19 protein-coding genes are annotated in these 17,645 nt (G+C 37.2%); 9 read left to right on the forward strand and 10 right to left on the reverse strand.

The window, feature by feature from the left end; genetic code table 11:
- Positions 1-22 precede the first annotated feature (22 nt).
- The 4 genes from V4T18_RS14330 to V4T18_RS14345 are packed head-to-tail and all read left to right on the forward strand — an operon-like array spanning position 23 to position 2,608.
- Positions 23-421, forward strand: coding sequence for a DUF350 domain-containing protein (locus V4T18_RS14330; protein ID WP_332650445.1), 399 nt, complete (start codon positions 23-25; stop codon positions 419-421).
- Between the two features lie 18 nt (positions 422-439).
- On the forward strand, positions 440-895 hold the full coding sequence (locus tag V4T18_RS14335; protein WP_332650446.1) for an RNA helicase: 456 nt from the start codon (positions 440-442) through the stop codon (positions 893-895).
- 8 nt (positions 896-903) lie between these two features.
- Complete coding sequence (locus V4T18_RS14340; RefSeq protein ID WP_332650447.1) at positions 904-2,124, forward strand: glutathionylspermidine synthase family protein; 1,221 nt, start codon at positions 904-906, stop codon at positions 2,122-2,124.
- Between the two features lie 25 nt (positions 2,125-2,149).
- Positions 2,150-2,608 (forward strand): hypothetical protein, encoded by a 459-nt coding sequence (locus tag V4T18_RS14345; protein ID WP_332650449.1) that lies wholly within the window; start codon positions 2,150-2,152, stop codon positions 2,606-2,608.
- 123 nt (positions 2,609-2,731) lie between these two features.
- Here V4T18_RS14345 and V4T18_RS14350 read toward each other — a convergent pair whose 3' ends face one another.
- The 5 genes from V4T18_RS14350 to hutG all read right to left on the reverse strand — a co-directional run bounded on the left by V4T18_RS14350 (position 2,732) and on the right by hutG (position 7,256).
- Entirely contained in the window at positions 2,732-3,202 is a 471-nt protein-coding gene (locus tag V4T18_RS14350) for a hypothetical protein (protein ID WP_332650451.1), read from the reverse strand.
- A gap of 116 nt (positions 3,203-3,318) precedes the next feature.
- Positions 3,319-3,681, reverse strand: a complete 363-nt coding sequence (locus V4T18_RS14355; RefSeq protein WP_332650452.1) for a DUF1722 domain-containing protein — start codon at positions 3,679-3,681, stop codon at positions 3,319-3,321.
- A gap of 78 nt (positions 3,682-3,759) precedes the next feature.
- Positions 3,760-4,995, reverse strand: coding sequence for an NAD(P)/FAD-dependent oxidoreductase (locus V4T18_RS14360; RefSeq protein WP_332650454.1), 1,236 nt, complete (start codon positions 4,993-4,995; stop codon positions 3,760-3,762).
- 136 nt (positions 4,996-5,131) lie between these two features.
- Complete coding sequence (gene gltS, locus V4T18_RS14365) at positions 5,132-6,316, reverse strand: sodium/glutamate symporter (protein ID WP_332650504.1); 1,185 nt, start codon at positions 6,314-6,316, stop codon at positions 5,132-5,134.
- A 10-nt stretch (positions 6,317-6,326) separates the two neighbouring features.
- Positions 6,327-7,256, reverse strand: coding sequence for a formimidoylglutamase (hutG, locus tag V4T18_RS14370; RefSeq protein ID WP_332650455.1), 930 nt, complete (start codon positions 7,254-7,256; stop codon positions 6,327-6,329).
- Between the two features lie 118 nt (positions 7,257-7,374).
- On the opposite strand from hutG, the gene V4T18_RS14375 reads away from it, so the two are divergent.
- The 5 genes from V4T18_RS14375 (at position 7,375) to V4T18_RS14395 (ending at position 12,494) form a co-directional block, all read left to right on the forward strand.
- Positions 7,375-8,253, forward strand: coding sequence for a LysR family transcriptional regulator (locus tag V4T18_RS14375; RefSeq protein ID WP_332650457.1), 879 nt, complete (start codon positions 7,375-7,377; stop codon positions 8,251-8,253).
- A gap of 397 nt (positions 8,254-8,650) precedes the next feature.
- Entirely contained in the window at positions 8,651-9,631 is a 981-nt protein-coding gene (locus V4T18_RS14380; protein WP_332650459.1) for an MBL fold metallo-hydrolase, read from the forward strand.
- A 299-nt stretch (positions 9,632-9,930) separates the two neighbouring features.
- Positions 9,931-10,269: a MerR family transcriptional regulator gene (locus V4T18_RS14385; protein ID WP_442916947.1), complete on the forward strand. Its 339-nt coding sequence runs from the start codon at positions 9,931-9,933 to the stop codon at positions 10,267-10,269.
- Between the two features lie 38 nt (positions 10,270-10,307).
- Positions 10,308-11,627, forward strand: a complete 1,320-nt coding sequence (locus tag V4T18_RS14390) for a hemolysin family protein (RefSeq protein WP_332650461.1) — start codon at positions 10,308-10,310, stop codon at positions 11,625-11,627.
- Positions 11,628-11,684: 57 nt separating this feature from the next.
- Positions 11,685-12,494, forward strand: a complete 810-nt coding sequence (locus V4T18_RS14395) for an undecaprenyl-diphosphate phosphatase (RefSeq protein ID WP_332650463.1) — start codon at positions 11,685-11,687, stop codon at positions 12,492-12,494.
- Positions 12,495-12,820: 326 nt separating this feature from the next.
- On the opposite strand, the gene V4T18_RS14400 is transcribed toward V4T18_RS14395, so the two are convergent.
- The 5 genes from V4T18_RS14400 to V4T18_RS14420 are packed head-to-tail and all read right to left on the reverse strand — an operon-like array spanning position 12,821 to position 17,148.
- Positions 12,821-13,897 (reverse strand): ABC transporter substrate-binding protein, encoded by a 1,077-nt coding sequence (locus V4T18_RS14400; RefSeq protein ID WP_332650465.1) that lies wholly within the window; start codon positions 13,895-13,897, stop codon positions 12,821-12,823.
- On the reverse strand, positions 13,894-14,691 hold the full coding sequence (locus tag V4T18_RS14405; protein WP_332650467.1) for an ABC transporter permease: 798 nt from the start codon (positions 14,689-14,691) through the stop codon (positions 13,894-13,896). Before V4T18_RS14405 ends, V4T18_RS14400 begins: the two co-directional genes overlap by 4 nt.
- Positions 14,691-15,497, reverse strand: coding sequence for an ABC transporter permease (locus V4T18_RS14410; protein WP_332650507.1), 807 nt, complete (start codon positions 15,495-15,497; stop codon positions 14,691-14,693). Before V4T18_RS14410 ends, V4T18_RS14405 begins: the two co-directional genes overlap by 1 nt.
- Positions 15,487-16,590 (reverse strand): ABC transporter ATP-binding protein, encoded by a 1,104-nt coding sequence (locus V4T18_RS14415; protein ID WP_332650469.1) that lies wholly within the window; start codon positions 16,588-16,590, stop codon positions 15,487-15,489. Before V4T18_RS14415 ends, V4T18_RS14410 begins: the two co-directional genes overlap by 11 nt.
- Positions 16,591-16,605: 15 nt before the next feature.
- A complete protein-coding gene (locus V4T18_RS14420; protein ID WP_332650471.1) occupies positions 16,606-17,148 on the reverse strand; it encodes a helix-turn-helix domain-containing protein in 543 nt (180 codons plus the stop codon).
- Positions 17,149-17,645 lie beyond the last annotated feature (497 nt).

Genomic DNA, 17,645 nt, shown 5'->3' on the forward strand with positions numbered 1-17,645 from the left:
TTATTGAAAAGGGAGGATTCTAGTGAATTTATATATTAATTTCTTAGCTTATATAGGAGTTGCACTTGTTCTACTACTTGTGGGGGTTGCTTTATTTACAATTAGTACACCAAAATTAAAAGAATTTAAGCTCATTGCTGAAAAAAATGTATCAGCGGCTATGCTTCTAGGTGGAAAAGTGATGGGACTAGCCCTTGTGTTAGGTGCGGCTGCTGAATATTCAGTATCTCTAGTCGATATGGCGATTTGGGGCGTCATCGGGATTGTGTCTCAAATTATTGTCTTTATGCTAGCGGAAGCGATTACTATCCGCTTTAGTATTCAAAAAGCAATTGAAGAGGATAATCGGGCAGTAGGGACGATGCTGCTATCGTTATCTTTAGCAGTTGGTTGGATTTTAGCAAAATGTTTATCGTACTAACATAGGGTGGGGACGTTATTGAAAAGATTAATTTACTATATTGATAAAGGTAATGGTCTCTATGAGCCGTTTTATGAATACTCGATTCCGAATATAGGCGTAGATGAATGCTATGCAAGGCAGCTTTGTACATATTTTATTATGAAAGGAACTCAGTTCGAGCTAACGGCTAATGAGATGGATGGCGATCAAGAGATTTTAGTAGTAAAAGAATTAGGAAGAAACTTGTCAGGGGAAGATGAACGAAGCTTTAGAGGTGAAGGAATACAGGTGGAATTTCGGAGCCCGAATGAACGAGAGAACTATCGATTGTATTCTCGAATTTCCTGCCGTTCTCATTTTGATGTTCTTCGCTTTCTTTTAAAGGATGTAGTGGATGTGCCAGGCATCGGGCAAAGGCTTGTTACCTCTACTGAAATTGATGAAGACCGAGGCGTATATGTTATATACGTAACGGATTTAGAGGAGTGCTGACTGAAACTATGTATAGTAGCAAACGACAGCAATTTTACGGGAAGATAGAAGATTTTTGGGCGAATCTTTACGGAGAGGAATATGCACTTTTTGATTTAGCGCTGTTGACCGAAGCCGAGGTGGCTCATATCCGTCTTGCTAGTGAACGTATTGGCTCCATCTTTTTTAAGATGGGGACCTTACTTCGAGAAGTGCCAGATGAAACACTGCTTGAAATGGGTTTTCCACCCGAGACGCTTTCTTTTTTAAGGTTAAAAACGCTTCCGGTCGAAAGTGTAATAGCACGACTCGACCTGATCCCATATGGTGATAGCTATAAGTGCATTGAAATCAATGCAGATACACCGACATTTATTAAAGAATTGTTCTCTATTAATGGTAAGGTATGCAAGGAGTTCGGTGTAGAAAATCCAAATGAGGGTATGGAGGGGCTGTTACGAACGTCTGTTAGGAACAGTGTGTATGGAAGTACAAAGAAAAAGTCTCCTCATATTGTGTTTACTGCTCATGAGGATCATCTCGAGGATTATCTTACGGTGAAATACCTGCAGGACGGGATGCAGCCATCTAAGTTTACTCCGCTTCACAAGCTGCAAATTCAAAGAGGTATTGGGCTTTTTGATGAAGAGGGTAAAAGAATTGATATTTTATATCGACAAACATTTCCAATTGAAAATTTGATAAAGGATGAAGATTCCACAGGAAATCCGATTGGGTTATGGCTACTCGAGCTTGTTGAAATGAAAAAGCTAACGATTATTAACCCTCCCTCAGCCTTTTTACTGCAAAATAAAGTAGTTCAGGCAGTTATTTGGGGACTGCATGAAGAGCAGCATCCTTTTTTTACAGAACAGGAGCATAGCTGGATTCATGAATATTTCCTTCCGACATTTCTTGAACAAGCTCCTTTATTACAAAAGGGTGTTTCTTATGTGAAAAAGCCTGCGTTTGGTAGAGAGGGAGACACTGTAGAGATATTTAATGAGGATGGCAGGCTAACCTATAGGGATCAACAACAGTCGTATTCGGAATATGTTTCGGTGTATCAACAATATATCGAGCATCCTACAGTTTCTTTCAATAGTGAGAAGGGTAGGCAGGAAGGGAATTTGTTGTTAGGAAGCTTTCTGCTAAATGGAAGAGCGGGAGCCATTGGTTATAGAGTTGGAGGGATGATTACTAATAATCTTTCGTATTATTTGCCAGTTGGGTTGAAAAATAAGGGGTAATTTTAATTTATTGGAGGTCTGTCGGTTGAAAGTAGAGAGTAGGAATATTAACTATCTTATAGAAGGAAAAATTACTGCCATACCAACCCGCATACTTTATGATCAATTAGATGAAGGTGAATTTCAAAGGATTCACTTTGAAGTAAGAGTGAATAATCATCCATACCAATCTAAGCTTTCGGACTCCTTTGAGTATGCATTAAAGTATTTACAAAAGGAGCTTCCAAGCGGTATCTGTCTTGCGTGCTGTCAATCATGCCAGCACGGGAACTTCAATCCGTTCGGTAATGAAGAAAATGAGATCTTTTGCTTTAGGGATAAAATGATTCTCAATAGGGATGATGTAGTAAAAGCCTTCTCAAAACGGGATAAATTTTTTAAGATAAGAAGTAAAAAGCTAGTCGATTTTTGTGAAGACTATAAGCCTATATGTGAGAAAGAAAAATATACATACAATGATTGGGGTTTAGAAGAGCTATCATAAAGAAAAGCGCAAGCGCCCTGTATAGCCCGGAATCGAAAGCATCTCTTTTGAAATAAATAAAAAAATTAGGGAGCCATTTATTGTGGTAGCCCTAATTTTTTTTACTAAATCTTAAATATTAAATTACATAGAGATTAACCCTATGTTCATATTGCCATTTCGGAATTCGACATAAGGATCTGAACTCCTAATCACTAGTTTTCCATCGTGTGTATCTACAACCTCATTATGTGAAAATGATTCGCCATTGTGTTCGCCAGTAACCTCAACATGGTGCCAAAAAGAATGACCATCCTCATATTCAACTTCTAGGATTTTGAAACAGGTTATTTTGTAATTTTGCTTATCCATAGTATCCATTTGTTCTATGAATAATTTTTCTGCTTCCTTCTTCGTTAACTGGGTACCGTTCGATAGAGCATTCGTATCATCAAAAGGAAACAAAGTTGAAAAAGCCCTCTTATAATCTTTTTCAATGAGTGCATTGTAATAGGTGTTGATTGCCTTCTCAGCCTTCTGTTCTTCCATAGAATTGCAGCCTGTCAGCATAAAAAAGAGTAGAGCAATAGTTGAGAGTGCCGCAAATTGTTTCATAAATAGCCTCCATTCCCAATTAAAAACGAACTATACAAGTAGAGGCGTATATTCCTGAAAAAGGTTGCTTGAAATTGAAGAGACTTGTATAAAGGGGGATACCTTTCGAAGATTAACTACCTTGAGTCGTTCTGTAAAATGGTACTCTCTTGTAAATAAGCAACGTTATAGCGATCTGCCAATTGCTGAAGTAAGATAAGCAACGTAGTGATTTCGTCGTGTTCAAGTAATGTTTCATATTTTAGCTTTTCTTCTGGCGTAGCCATATTTCGAAAATAGCCCCACATATGCTGGCAGGCATTTCGTTTGCTACCCTCTGATGGCGTTTGTAGCAATGCATCTTGAATTAATGCCTCAATTTGTTCATGGGGGGTTTTATCACGCATCGCTAGGCGGATTTCGTTATAATGCTTTTGGCTAAAGAACATTACACGATATTTCTCTTCACGCCATAATTTTTCCGTTTGTTGACGGGACATCGAATCACCTCTATAAGTACTAACGGAGTATATGTAGAGCCGTAGTTCATAATGCTACGGCTAGAATCCATTCTACTCTTATGTGTCTTTCATCTTACTAAGAAGGGGGCGATCTTGTAAATAATATTGGATGTCGGGGCTATAGCCTTCGGAAATTTCTTGTACAATGAGTCTAGCTAACAGCTGACTGTAAACCGTACCATTGTCGCCAAAAGCAAAAAGGAAATAGCTTTGTGGGTACTGTTCATAAACACCAATAATCGGAAGTCCATCGGCTGTTCCGCCATAAAAAGAGGCTAAAAAATACTCTGGTTTAACCTGAATAGTAGGGAACATAGCGTTGAATTCCTCGATGAGCTTATTTTTCTTATGGATGAGCTTTGAATCTCGATCCTGTGGGGAAGTTGTATTTTCATCAAGACCCCCGATAATGATACGGTTATCCATTGTTGTCCGTAAATATAAATATGGGCGCGCGGTTTCCCAAAGAAGAGTTCGGTTATACCAGCTCGAAAAATCATCAATGGTATTTGTTGTGACTGTGTAGGTGCTAACAAAGGACACCTGCTTCTCCTTTTTGACGTCGATTCCTTCATACCCCGCTGCAAATATCACATAACGTGCTTCAATCGTGTGCTTGTTTTTTGTTGAAATAATGGTTTTCTTGATTTTTTCGTCATAATAATGACCATTCATTTCTGTCTGTTCATAAATTCGGACCCCGTTTTTAAAAGCATAATCGAGCAGTGCATGTGTAAATTTAAATGGATTAATCTCAGCATCATTAGAGGAATAAATAGCGGCATCTCGGCTAAAGGGATAATGAGCTTCAATATCCTCCTTCGTCCAAAAGGATACATCACAATTGTTTTTTACTAAAAAGTCATACTCTTTTTTTAACCGCTCGATATCTTCCGGAAGGCTAGCCGAATATAAAGTATCTCGACGGGTAAATTCGCAATCAATGGGGACCGTTTGGGATGCCCTTTCGATTTCATCTATGGAGTCCTTTAATAGGGCTAAATGCTTTTCAATATAAGCTTTTCCAAAGGTATTCACCAAATTGATAAACATCTTTTCACCAGAATATTGGAGAAGTGCAGTATTGGTAGCAGTACTTCCACTTCCAACGGTCGATTTTTCGATAACAACGACATGTAAGTTTGTTTGAGCAAGATAATAAGCACACTGTGCAGCGGAGCTTCCACCTCCAATAATAAGAACATCGCATTGAATATCGGCATTTAACGGTTTATACGATGGTGCTTCAGGAAAGGTAGTAGGCCAATAATATGTTCCAGACTGTTTATCCATTCTTTTCTGTCCCCCTTAGAAATGAAATACATGCTCATTATTGCCAATCGGGTAATGAAACATTCGAAAAAGGAAAAAGCGCAAACCGATAAATCAAAGGTTTGCGCTTTTTGAAATAAGCTTCATGCTAGTATTGTTATTTAAACATATTAATTGTTGTAATAATGATTGGCATACCAAACACGTCAATTAAGAACGCTCCTACGATTGGTACGATAAGGAAAGCTTTTCGTGATGGACCGAATTTAGCAACGACAGCTGACATATTCGCCATTGCATTTGGTGTAGCACCAAGACCGTGACCTAGGAAACCAGATACCATAATCGCTGCATCGTAGTTTTTGCCTAATAAGCGGAAAAGTACAAACACCGCAAATAATACGATAAAGATAACTTGTGCAATAACGATAATAATTAATGGTAACGCCAAGTCTGCTACTTCCCATAATTTAATGCTCATTAATGCCATAGATAAGAAAATACCTAATGAAATATCTCCGATTAAATTAATTTCTTTCATATTTATTGCTTCAGGGTTAAAGCGATCAACGATATTACGAACGATCACCGCTACGAACATAGCACCTACGTAGCCTGGTAAAACGAATCCAGTCGCGCTAGAGAACAGTTCGCCAACATAAGTACCTGCGGCCATACTAAACGTAATAAGGAAAACTTGTACCATGAAGGATTTTTCCGTAATCGGATGCTGTGCTTTTTCTACATATTCTTCTGTTTCCTCAGTAGAAGGTTTTAAGTTGAATTTACGAATTAAGTACTGAATAACTGGGCCTCCAACAAGTCCACCAGCTATTAATCCAAATGTAGCTGCAGCCATACCAATTGAAATAGCAGAGGAAACACCTAAGCCTTCAATTGTTTCCCCGTAAGCTGCGGCACCACCATGTCCACCTTCCATAGAAACGGCTCCGGCCATTACACCAAGTAGTGGGTGAATGTCCATTAATTTCGCTAATGAAACGCCAATTACATTTTGCATCAAGGCTAAAAATCCACAAGCTAGCCAATAAATAATAAGCAGTTTACCGCCAAGTTTTACTAGCTTGAAACTTGCCCCAAGCCCAATCGTCGTAAAGAATGTAATCATGAAAATTGATTGAAGCGATGTATCTAATGTAATTTCAAGTAGATCGAAGCTTTTTAAAACGGTAGCTAAAATAGCGAATAATAAGCCCCCAACTACTGGTGCTGGAATACAGAAACGATTTAAGAAACCGATTCTTTTTACTAAAAATGTTCCTACTAAAAATAATGTTACTGCTAGGCATAGTGTTGTAAATTGATTTAATACCATAAATATCCCCCTTCTTTTAATCGAAACTGTTTGTAATTACTTCATTGATAAAATATGCTCCTAATTTTGCTGTTCTATTATCTACATCTAGTAAAGGGTTAACCTCACAAATGCTGAAACTTACTGTTTTTTTATGTGATGCCATTTGGCGAAGTATTTCACGAACCTTTAAAGCCGATAAGCCAAATGGTGATGGTGCGCTGACCCCAGGTGCTTCAGCCGCATTTAATACATCCATGCAGAGCGTAACGAGTAAAACGTCGTGTGCATCCATAAAATTATTTAGCTCAGTAGTGAATGCTAGTGAATCTAATTGTTCATCTAAAAAGTACTGCACATTATATTGATCTGCTGTGTTGAATAGAGCAGTAGTATTGCCATATTGCTGAATGCCACATACGAAATAATGTGCATTAGGGTCCTCGTCCAAAATTTGCTTAAACATTGTACCTGACGAGGTTTGGCTATCATACGACCGCATATCAAAGTGAGCATCGATATTAAGTAGCCCGATGGAAGCGTCGGGACCTGCTGCTTTGCGCACCCCTAAATATTGGCCATATAGTGTTTCATGACCGCCACCAAGGATAATGGCTTTACCTGTTGAAAGTATCTCGGAAACCTTATCGCCGAGTTCCTGCTGAGCACGTTCTAAATTTTGATCCTCACAAATAATATCTCCAAAATCGATAAGCGAAAAATCATCACTATACTTACGCCATGGAATAGGTGCTAATTGCTTGCGTAAGGCAAATGGCGCGTCTTTTGCACCGACACGTCCATTGTTCCGGCGTACGCCTTCATCACAAGAGAAGCCTATTAATCCAATAGATCCTTGCTTAGCTTCAGTTGTAATTTGAACAATTTGATGATAACGAAAGTATGTGCTATCTGTATCATGGTCGATGCGTCCTTGCCAAACTTTTGATTCCGGTTCCTTATACATTGTTTATCCCTCCGAAATACTGAAAAATTGATATTTTCATTATATTTTTGAACATTTATAATAACAAATATTAATTTTTTATATTATAATAGCTTTAAACTATAAGTGAGGTGGCACGATGGATATACGGAAGATGAATTATTTCGTTGCAATTGTAAAGTATAAAAGCTTTTCCAGGGCTGCAAATGCCTTACATATTTCACAGCCCTCCTTAAGCAACGCGATTAAAGCGCTAGAACGAGAAATTGGTGCACCACTAATAGAACGGACAACTAAGCAATTTCAATTAACAGAATTAGGGCAACAATTTTATGATCGCTCGGTTCATTTAACCTCACAATTTGAAGTAATGGATACAGAGCTCAAGGAAATGGCAAGGGGAGAGCATTTAGAAATTCGAATAGGAATGATAGAATCCGCTAACTACTGGTTTTCACAAGTTATTATTGCGTATCAAAAGCAATATCGGCACAATCAAATTACGTTAATTGATACACTGTACAATCAAACCGTGCGCCATGCATTATTAAAATTACATGTACATGGAGTTATTACGAACCAGCTTATTGTGGATAATGAAATAAAAAGTGAATTATTATATAACGAGCCGTACGTCGTATTACTTAGAAATGATCATCGCTTTGCTACGAAAGAATGGATTACGCTTAGCGATTTTACCGAAGAGGCCCTGATCATTGGTATGCCACAGTTTCAAACGAGTGCTCAAATATTAAAAGCGTTTGAGCAGGAGCACGTAACGCCACATATTCAATATAAGATCGAACGATTTGAAATGATTAAAGTACTAGTAGAAGAGGGGCTCGGTGTTGCCATTCTCCCTCAAAAATATGTTGAACAGCATTTAACAGAGTGCTTACTCACAAGGCCAGTCCGTAGCGAATTTCTAAATCGGAATGTGTACTTATGTACGATGAAGGACCGGACGTTTCCGAAAAGTATAAGCAAGCTGTTTGAGCTAATCAAAACGATGCATTAATTTAAAAAATATAGTGTAAGTGGAAAATATGTACGCTTTCGTCACAGGTAGTAATTTGCTATTCCCGTAGGAAGCTTTGCACCTGCCGCTTCACTTCCGGTGCAAAAGAACAATGCTCTGTAGGGACATGAAAATGCCGTCAGCTACACTCTCGCCGATTACGCTACAATCAACTAGTAAGCCGTTTTTGATATTATTTTACTAAAAAGCTCACTTCAATATTATTTTTTTGATAATCAAAAAATATAGCGTAAATGGAGAGTGTCAATATTGAACAGTGGTTCATTTTATGGGTATTATAGAACAAAAGATGCTCGGTATACTTCCTTTAGAAAATGGGAAGCTAGTGGGAATGCAGGAGTCAACAATTTTATAAAGATTTAGGGGATGAGAAGCAGTGTCTGCTATTATAAAGCAAGGAAATAAAACAGTTTATCCGATACTTTTTGAAGTAAATTATGGGCAAATGAAATCGATTAATTGTTATTTATATCATGATGGACAAACATTAACATTAATCGACGGTGGTTTTCGTACTGAAAAGTTTGATGAATATTTTGATTTGAAGCTTGCAGAATATGGACTGTCCATTGATGAAATCGATAGAATCCTGTTAACACATCATCATGAAGATCATACAGGTCAGGTTAATCGTATTGTTGAACGAAGGAATATTCCTGTATATGCACACCATTTAGCCCTTGAACGATTGCATTTTGACAAAACATACCTACAAAAAAAGCGTGATTTTTTCATGCGATTATACGAGGACTATGGTTGTACAAAATTTGCGAGCGATCGCTTAGAGAAAATGGCTAAAACCTTTTTAGAAAGCGATAAATATAAGCTGAATACTGAAATTCATCCGCTTTATGGCGGGGATTCAATTTGTGGTATGAAGGTAATAGAAGTACCAGGCCATTCACCAGATTCGATAATCTTTTATGATGAGGAAACGAAATGGCAGTTCGTCGGGGACCTAGTGTTAAATCCAGGCTCTACAAATGCGTTAATCGATTTTGACGAAGATTTAAATTTACTCCCAACAGTGGCACAATATGAACAGTCGCTATTAAAATGTCAGGCTCTCGATGCGAGTTTAATTTTCCCAGGACATCAGCAACCATTTTCTAATCACAAAATAGTAATAGATGAAAAGCTGAATCGAATTGCTACTAAATGTGAGCGAATCGTTGAAGTGATTAAAGACGGGCATCATCAGGCTTTACAGATTGCATATGCAATGTACGGACCTAAGCTACAAAAGGAATTTCCACTTGTTATGTCGGAGGTTATTGGCTTTTTAGCATACGCTGAGAGCAAACAAAAAATCTCAAAAACGATGAAAGACGGGGAATGGTATTTTGAAAGGGTGTAGGATCAGCTAAATAAGTAAAAAATCATGCTTATATGATTAGTGATGCCAGAATAGATCAGTAAAACAAAGGAGACATGGATCAATTTCTATGTCTCCTTTGAAACTTCATGAACGAGAATTCGTATAGTATGACAGGGGCTGCTGTGAACATTCTATGAAATCAATCATTTTTACTTGTATTTTACTAAAATGATACGTTATACTACAAACTATAACGTGATGGTTTGGGGTGGTAATTTGGGAACGAGAAATTAAAGATTGGTGAATTAGCGATTAGATCAGGTGTAACAAAGCGTACAATTGATCATTATACGAATCTAGGTTTGCTCCAGGTGGAACGTTCTGCATCCAATTATCGCTACTATGATCAATCAATGAAGGAACGGATCTCTTGGATTGAGGAGCAAAAAGCACAAGGTAAATCTTTAGATACTATTCGAACAATGTTAAGTATAGATACACCGATCGAAGAAGAAATAGATGTTCAAGAAATACGTGTCCAAATGCGAAAGCTTGAAAAAGAAGTTGCGCTACTAATGGAGCAAATGGACGAAAAACAAAAGCAACAATTAAAGAAAAAAGTGTCACCTGAAAGTGTGGCGCTTATGCAATCACTATTATTACTTTTAAACAATTAGGAGGTGAACGTTCTACTTTAGATAAGTAGAACGACTGTTTGTCCACAGCGATTAATTTAACCATTTTTATTATATTATTAGCACTTACTGCGTTTTTCGTAGCAACGGAATTTGCGATTGTAAAGGTACGTCAATCTCGTATTGATCAGCTCGTTGCAGAAGGTAAATCAGGATCCAAGGCCGCAAAGCATGTAACGACCCACTTAGATGAATATTTATCTGCCTGTCAGTTAGGTATTACTGTAACGGCATTAGGTATTGGTATGGTCGGGGAATCTACATTTGAGTTTATTTTACACCCATTATTCAATTCGATAGGTATTTCAACGGATTATATCCACTACTTTACTATCGGTGCTGCGTTTATGATCGCCACATTCCTACACGTAGTTGTCGGGGAGCTTGCACCAAAAACAGTAGCAATCCAAAAGGCCGAAGCGGTTACACTTGTTTTTTCTAAGCCAATTATGCTGTTCTATAAAATCTTATATCCATTTATTTGGGCATTAAATGGTTCAGCTCGATTATTATTAAAGCTATTTGGTATGAAGCCAGCAGCGGAGCACGAATTATCGCATACAGAAGAAGAGCTTCGCTTACTATTATCTGAAAGCTATAAATCAGGTGAAATAAATAAAAATGAATTAAAATACGTAAACAATGTATTTGAGTTTGATGATACGATTGCCCGGGAAATAATGGTGCCCCGTACAGATATAGTTGGATTTGAAAAAAATGCAACCTTTGATGAAGTACTAACACAAATATCAGAGGAACGTTATACACGTTATCCGATTTATGAAGGTGACCGAGATAATATTATCGGTTTCCTAAATATTAAAGATTTCTTAACGCTAGGAATTAAAAATCGTGTTTCAGCGGATACATTTAACCTAGAAACATTCATTAATCCGGTTATTAACACAATTGAAACGACACCAATCCATGATCTATTGCAAAAAATGCAAAAGGAACGTATTCATATGGCAATTTTACTAGATGAATACGGTGGAACTTCTGGTCTTGTCACGGTTGAAGATATTTTAGAGGAGCTCGTTGGTGAAATTCGAGACGAGTTCGATGATGATGAAATTCCTGAAATTCGAAAAGTTGGTGAAGATCACTACATCCTTTATTCAAATGTATTAATCAACGATGTGGCCAAACTTCTTTATATAGATTTAGAAAATGAAGCTGTTGATACAATTGGTGGATGGTACTTTACACAGGACATGGATTTAGATATGTCAAAATCAATTTTCCATCAGGGCTATGAATTCTCAATTAAAGAAAAGGATGCTCATCACATTCAATATATTGAAGTGAAAAAGGGCGAAGAACCAGAAGAAATAGTGTAAAATATGAGAGGGAGGCATTTACTTGTCTTCCTCTCTTTTTGAGTATAGGAGGATTATATGGAAGATATTATCTTATTGATTAAACATTTAATTATTGGATTAGTGCAGGGATTCACTGAGCCTATACCCGTTTCATCAAGTGGTCATGTGATGATCGCGAGTGAAATTCTAGGATTGGGTGAGCAAGGGTTTACATTTGCCATCTTAACTAATACAGCATCCCTAATAGCAATATTATTTATTTATCGTGAGGATATTTTGCGGTTAGCTGGACATTTTTTCAAGTATTTGGCAACGAAGGACAATACATATAAAGCGGATTTTCGTTTTGTTATTTTTATCGTTATTGCCTCAATTCCAGCGGGTCTATTAGGTGTACTATTAAGTGATTTTATTGCTGAAAGTATTAGTATGACTACAATTGCATTAATGCTGTTTGTAACAGGGATTGCTTTATGGGCAATTCGTAATTTAAAAGGAACAAAAAACGATAAGGATATAACAGCGAAGGATGCCTTTTTAGTAGGACTAGGTCAAGCTGTTGCACTAACACCTGGCATTAGCCGTTCTGGTGCTACAATTATTTCGGCCATTGCTGTTGGTATGAAGCAAGAAACAGCGCTGCGTTTTTCATTTATGATGTATATCCCAGTTAGCCTAGGAGGGGTAGTGCTCGGTTTTTCAGATTTTTTAAATGAACCAAACAAGGCGGATTTAGCACTACCATATGGAGTTACGTTTATTGCTACTTTATTTATGACGTATTTTGCGATGAAGTGGTTTATAGGTATTGTAATGCACGGTAAACTTATTTACTTTACGTACTATTGCTTTATCGTAGGGACATTGCTGTTAATCTTTTTCTAGAACAGTTCATAATCCAAGTAATACGAACCTTATCAATTGGTGGAACTAATTATAGAGTAGATGCAAATTCTTCCGATTTAAAATGGAAAGTATGTTTTTATAATTCAACAAGTCATAATGTGTTCAAAAAATTCACGTTGGCGAGTAAATTGAAAAAAGTGGCTAGTATTTTCAAGAAATCGGCTAGTATTTCAAAAATTTTGGCTAGTATTTTCGAAAAAGTGGCTAGTATTTCAAAAATTTCGGCTAGTAAATCATGGTGACAACAATCGCTAGCAAAATAAAAGGGTGATCCATTTTCTAAACCACGGATCACCCAACACATTCTATCGTATACTCATTTTAAATTGTAAGAAATACTCATTGTATTTTCCTAGCCATTCAAGGCCTAGGTTTTCGTATACTTCTAAGTTTTCACGAAGCTCTTCATCAGGGTAGAAGCGTTCATCCTCTACGACTTCTGGGTCAAGAAGCTCCCATGCTGCAGCATTTGGAGAGGAGTAGCCAACAAAGTCTGTATTTTGAGCACCAACCTCAGCATCTAGCATAAAGTTAATAAATGCATGTGCACCCTCAACATTTTTTGATGTTTTTGGGATAACAAAATTATCGAACCATAAGTTAGAGCCCTCCTGAGGGACAGCAAAATCTAATTCTTCATTTTCCCACATCATATCGGCTGCTTGACCTGACCACGTTAGGGCAACGGCTGCTTCATTATTAATCATAAGCGGTGTTATTTCATCACCAATTATTGCTTTGACGTTTGGCGAAAGACCGATTAATTTATCGGTTGCTTGCTTTAAAAGCGCCTCGTCCTTAGCATTTAATGATTCACCTAAAGAGTTTAAGCCCATGCCTATCACTTCACGAGAACCGTCTACTAAAAAGACTTTTCGTTTTAAAGAAGGGTCCCATAAATCCTCCCAAGAATCGAATGTTAAATGCTCCTCGATTAAACTAGGATTATACACAATACCAACTGTTCCCCAAAAATAAGGAATCGAATATTGGTTTCCAGGATCAAATGGTAAATTTAAAAAGTAAGGATCAATGTTTTTTAAATTCGGTAGTTTTGTATGATCGAGTGGTATAAGCATATCATCCTCAATCATCATTTCAACTGTATATTCAGAGGGAGCGGCAATATCGTATGCCGAACCACCTTGCTGAATTTTCGTTAGCATCGCTTCGTTAGAATCGAATGTTTCGTAAATGACTTTGATGCCAGTTTCCTTCTCGAACTGCTTAATTAGGTCTGGGTCGATATATTCGCCCCAGTTAAAGACGGTTAAAGTATTCTTGCTCCCTTTACTACCAGCAGACTCCATTTGGGATGCTGCAAGAAAGAGAAGGGCACAAGTAAGAACAATGGCAATCGTAGCTTGAATTAAATTTCTCATTTGTGTCCCTCCGTTTTCATTTTCGATCGATTATTGACAAAATAATAGCCAAGGACAACAAGCATTGTTATAAAGAATACTAGGCCTGAAATCGCATTAATTGTTAATGAAATACCGGCACGTGCCATGGAGTAAATTTCAACAGATAGGGTACTAAAGCCATTTCCTGTTACAAAGAATGTGACCGCAAAATCATCTAACGAATACGTTAACGCCATAAAGAAGCCGGCAAAAATACCAGGTGAAATATACGGCAGAATAACACGTGTCAAAACGTCACGCTTTGTTGCACCTAAGTCTCGAGCTGCATCGATTAATGACGTATTCATTTCTAAAAGCTTTGGTAAAACCATTAGTACAACAATTGGTACACTAAACGCTACGTGTGATACTAGGACAGAAGTAAAGCCTAGCTTCACCCCAACCATCGTAAATAGAATCAGGAAGCTAGCCCCAATTACTACATCAGGTGATACGATTAAGACATTATTTAGTGATAATAATGTATTTCTCATTTTTGCATCTTTAATGGAGACGATTCCTATTGCACCAAGCGTACCAATAATTGTTGCAATTAGACCTGAAAGTAGGGCAACGATAACTGTATTGATTAAAATAACAATTAAACGTGAATCTTCAAATACAGCCCCATAATGCTCCAATGTAAAGGACTCGAAATTATTCATCGTGCCACCACTATTAAAAGAATAGAAAATCAAATAGAAGATTGGTGCGTACAAAATGACGAACACGATTGCTAAATACATTTTAGAGGCAGTCGACAATTTTTTCATTATGCGCGGCCTCCCTTCGATTTTTGACCAGTAAATAGCATTGTCACGACCATAATTAGGATTAAGAATACGGCGATTGTCGAGCCCATTCCCCAGTTTTGCGAAACAAGGAATTGCTGCTCAATTGCTGTCCCTAACGTAATAACCTGGTTTCCAGCGATTAAGCGAGTAATCATAAATAAGCTTAGGGCCGGAATAAATGTAACTTGAATACCTGACTTTACCCCGTCAATTGTTAATGGAAATACTACTCGACGGAATGTTGTAAAGCTTGATGCACCTAAATCACGAGCTGCATAAACAAGTGTTGGATTTAATTTATCCAATGAATTAAAAATCGGGATAATCATAAATGGAATAAAAATGTAAACCGAAACAAATATGAAGCTAAAGTCTGTAAATAGGATTTGCTTTGGGTTCAATCCAAACACTTCTATGAATGCATTAATCGGACCGTATAATCCAAAAATACCCATAAAAGCATACGTTTTTAATAGTAGGTTAATCCATGATGGAATAATAATTAACATTAACCAAAGATGCTTATGCTTTGTTTTTGTTAAAAGATAAGCAGTTGGATACGAAATGATTAATGTAAAGAATGTGATTAAAAATGCATACCAAAAACTAGATAGGGTCATTTTTAAATATACAGGCGAGAAAAACTTTTTATAGTTATCTAGTGTGAAATTTCCTTGTAAATCAAGCATTGAGTAATAAAGGACTAAGGCAATCGGTGCAATAACGAACAATGCAATCCAGAAAATATAAGGAAATAGTGCGCCTTTTGCATTTTTAGCCTGCATGTTCTTCATCTCCATACGATTCTAAACGCTTATCGAATTCTTCTTCTGTTTCATTTAAGCGCATAACATGAATTGCCTCTGGATCGAAGTCTAAGCCGATTTCTGCACCTACTTCTGCCTTTTTCAGTGAGTGAACAAGCCACTCATTGCCGTCCTGATCATATGTTGAAAGCTCATAGTGAACCCCGCGGAATAATTGTGTATCTACTTTTACAATTAGCTTTCCTTTATCCACTGTTGTAATTTCTAAATCCTCTGGGCGAATCACGATGTCAATTCGTTCATTCGCATTTAAGCCTTGGTCCACACATTCAAACTCTTTTCCTGCAAAACGTACACGGAAGTCCTCAATCATAATGCCATCTACAATGTTTGATTCGCCGATAAAGTCTGCTACAAAACGGTTGATTGGCTCATCATAAATATCTACAGGAGAACCAGACTGCTGAATTTCACCATTACTTAAAACGAAAATTTCATCACTCATTGCGAGTGCCTCTTCTTGGTCATGTGTGACGAAAACGAATGTTTTGCCTAATCGCTGCTGTAATTCACGAAGCTCATATTGCATTTCTGTACGAAGCTTTAAATCTAAGGCTGATAATGGCTCATCTAGTAAAATAACCTCTGGATCATTGACAATTGCTCGTGCAATAGCAACACGTTGACGCTGACCACCTGACATTTCAGAAATCTCTCGGTTCCCATAGCCTGCTAGGTTAACGAACTTTAATGCTTCTAGTACACGCTCTTGTACCTCTGCTTCTTTCACCTTTTTAATACGTAGCCCAAATGCAACATTTTCAAATACATTTAAATGAGGGAAAAGTGCATAATCCTGGAATACCGTGTTCACTTGACGATCATTGGCTGGAATATTGTTCATACGTTTATCATTAAAATATACATCGCCGCTTGTTGGATCTGTAAAGCCAGCAATGATACGTAAAATCGTTGTTTTCCCACAACCTGAAGGACCGAGTAATGTATAAAATTTACCTTTTTCAAGCTCAAAATTAATATTTTTTAATACGACCGTACCATCATCATACGATTTCGATACGTTTTCAAAACGAATAATTGTATTATCCATTACATTACCTCCTTGTTATAAATAAGATTCTGTCGCGACAAGTAGCAATCGCGTAATCCCGTGATGTGCGTTGAAAATTTGATGATTAGAAGAAGCTTCATAATAGACAGCGTGACCTTCACTAGCGATATATTCATCCTGACCAATGACAACTCGAATTCGACCTTTTAATACATAAATAAATGTTTCAGCTAACGACGGTTCAAACTGTTTAAATTCACCGTGTTCTTTTAGTGTAAGAATGACAGGCTCCATTTCTTTTTCGTTGGACGTTGGGATGAGCCATTGAATCGTATAATTTTTGTCGTGATCAGTGAAGCTTGTTTGCTCATCTTTTGTATAGACCACATGCTGACTGTCTACGCCATCATCGAAAAATTCCTTCGGTGTTGAACCGAGAACCTCGAGGAGTGAAAAAAGTGTTTCAATAGAAGGAGAGTTTAAATCACGTTCAAGCTGTGAAATATATCCCTTCGTTAAGTCTGTTCGCTCACCGAGTTCTTCCTGGGTGAGCCCTTTTTTTATCCGTAAGGCTTTAATTTTTGCCCCAATTTGCATATGTGTCTTCTCCTCTTATAGTTTAGTAATTTTAAACTGCAAGTATCAAAGTTTACTTTTACAAAACTTTATGTTTACAAACAAATCAATTATACATAATACACATTAAAATACAAGTATTTTTAGACATGTTTTTACTGTTTTTTTAGCAGTCGAAGTCGAATGCTTAGATTGATATAAACACCCTTGATTTATCAGATTAATTTAGAAATTCAGACTTCAAATAATACAAACTCTGGATGTGCTTCAGGAGAAAGCCGTCAGCTAGACTAAATCGACTTCCTATATGCGCTTAAATGTTCATAGGTTTACTTCAACATTGGAAAGGGAGAGGGTAACTTGAAAGAAGATGAAAAATCAACTGGAAATTAAATTTTATGACTGTTGGAAGTATTGTTGTGTCATAAAATCGACATAATAAAGGAATATTCTGTTTCGTTGGATTTGTCTTGGTTGAAAAAGAAAAAGGAATTTGTTATGTTTTAAATTGAATTCAT

Source organism: Lysinibacillus sp. 54212 (genome assembly GCF_036662795.1).
Lineage (GTDB): Bacteria > Bacillota > Bacilli > Bacillales_A > Planococcaceae > Lysinibacillus_B.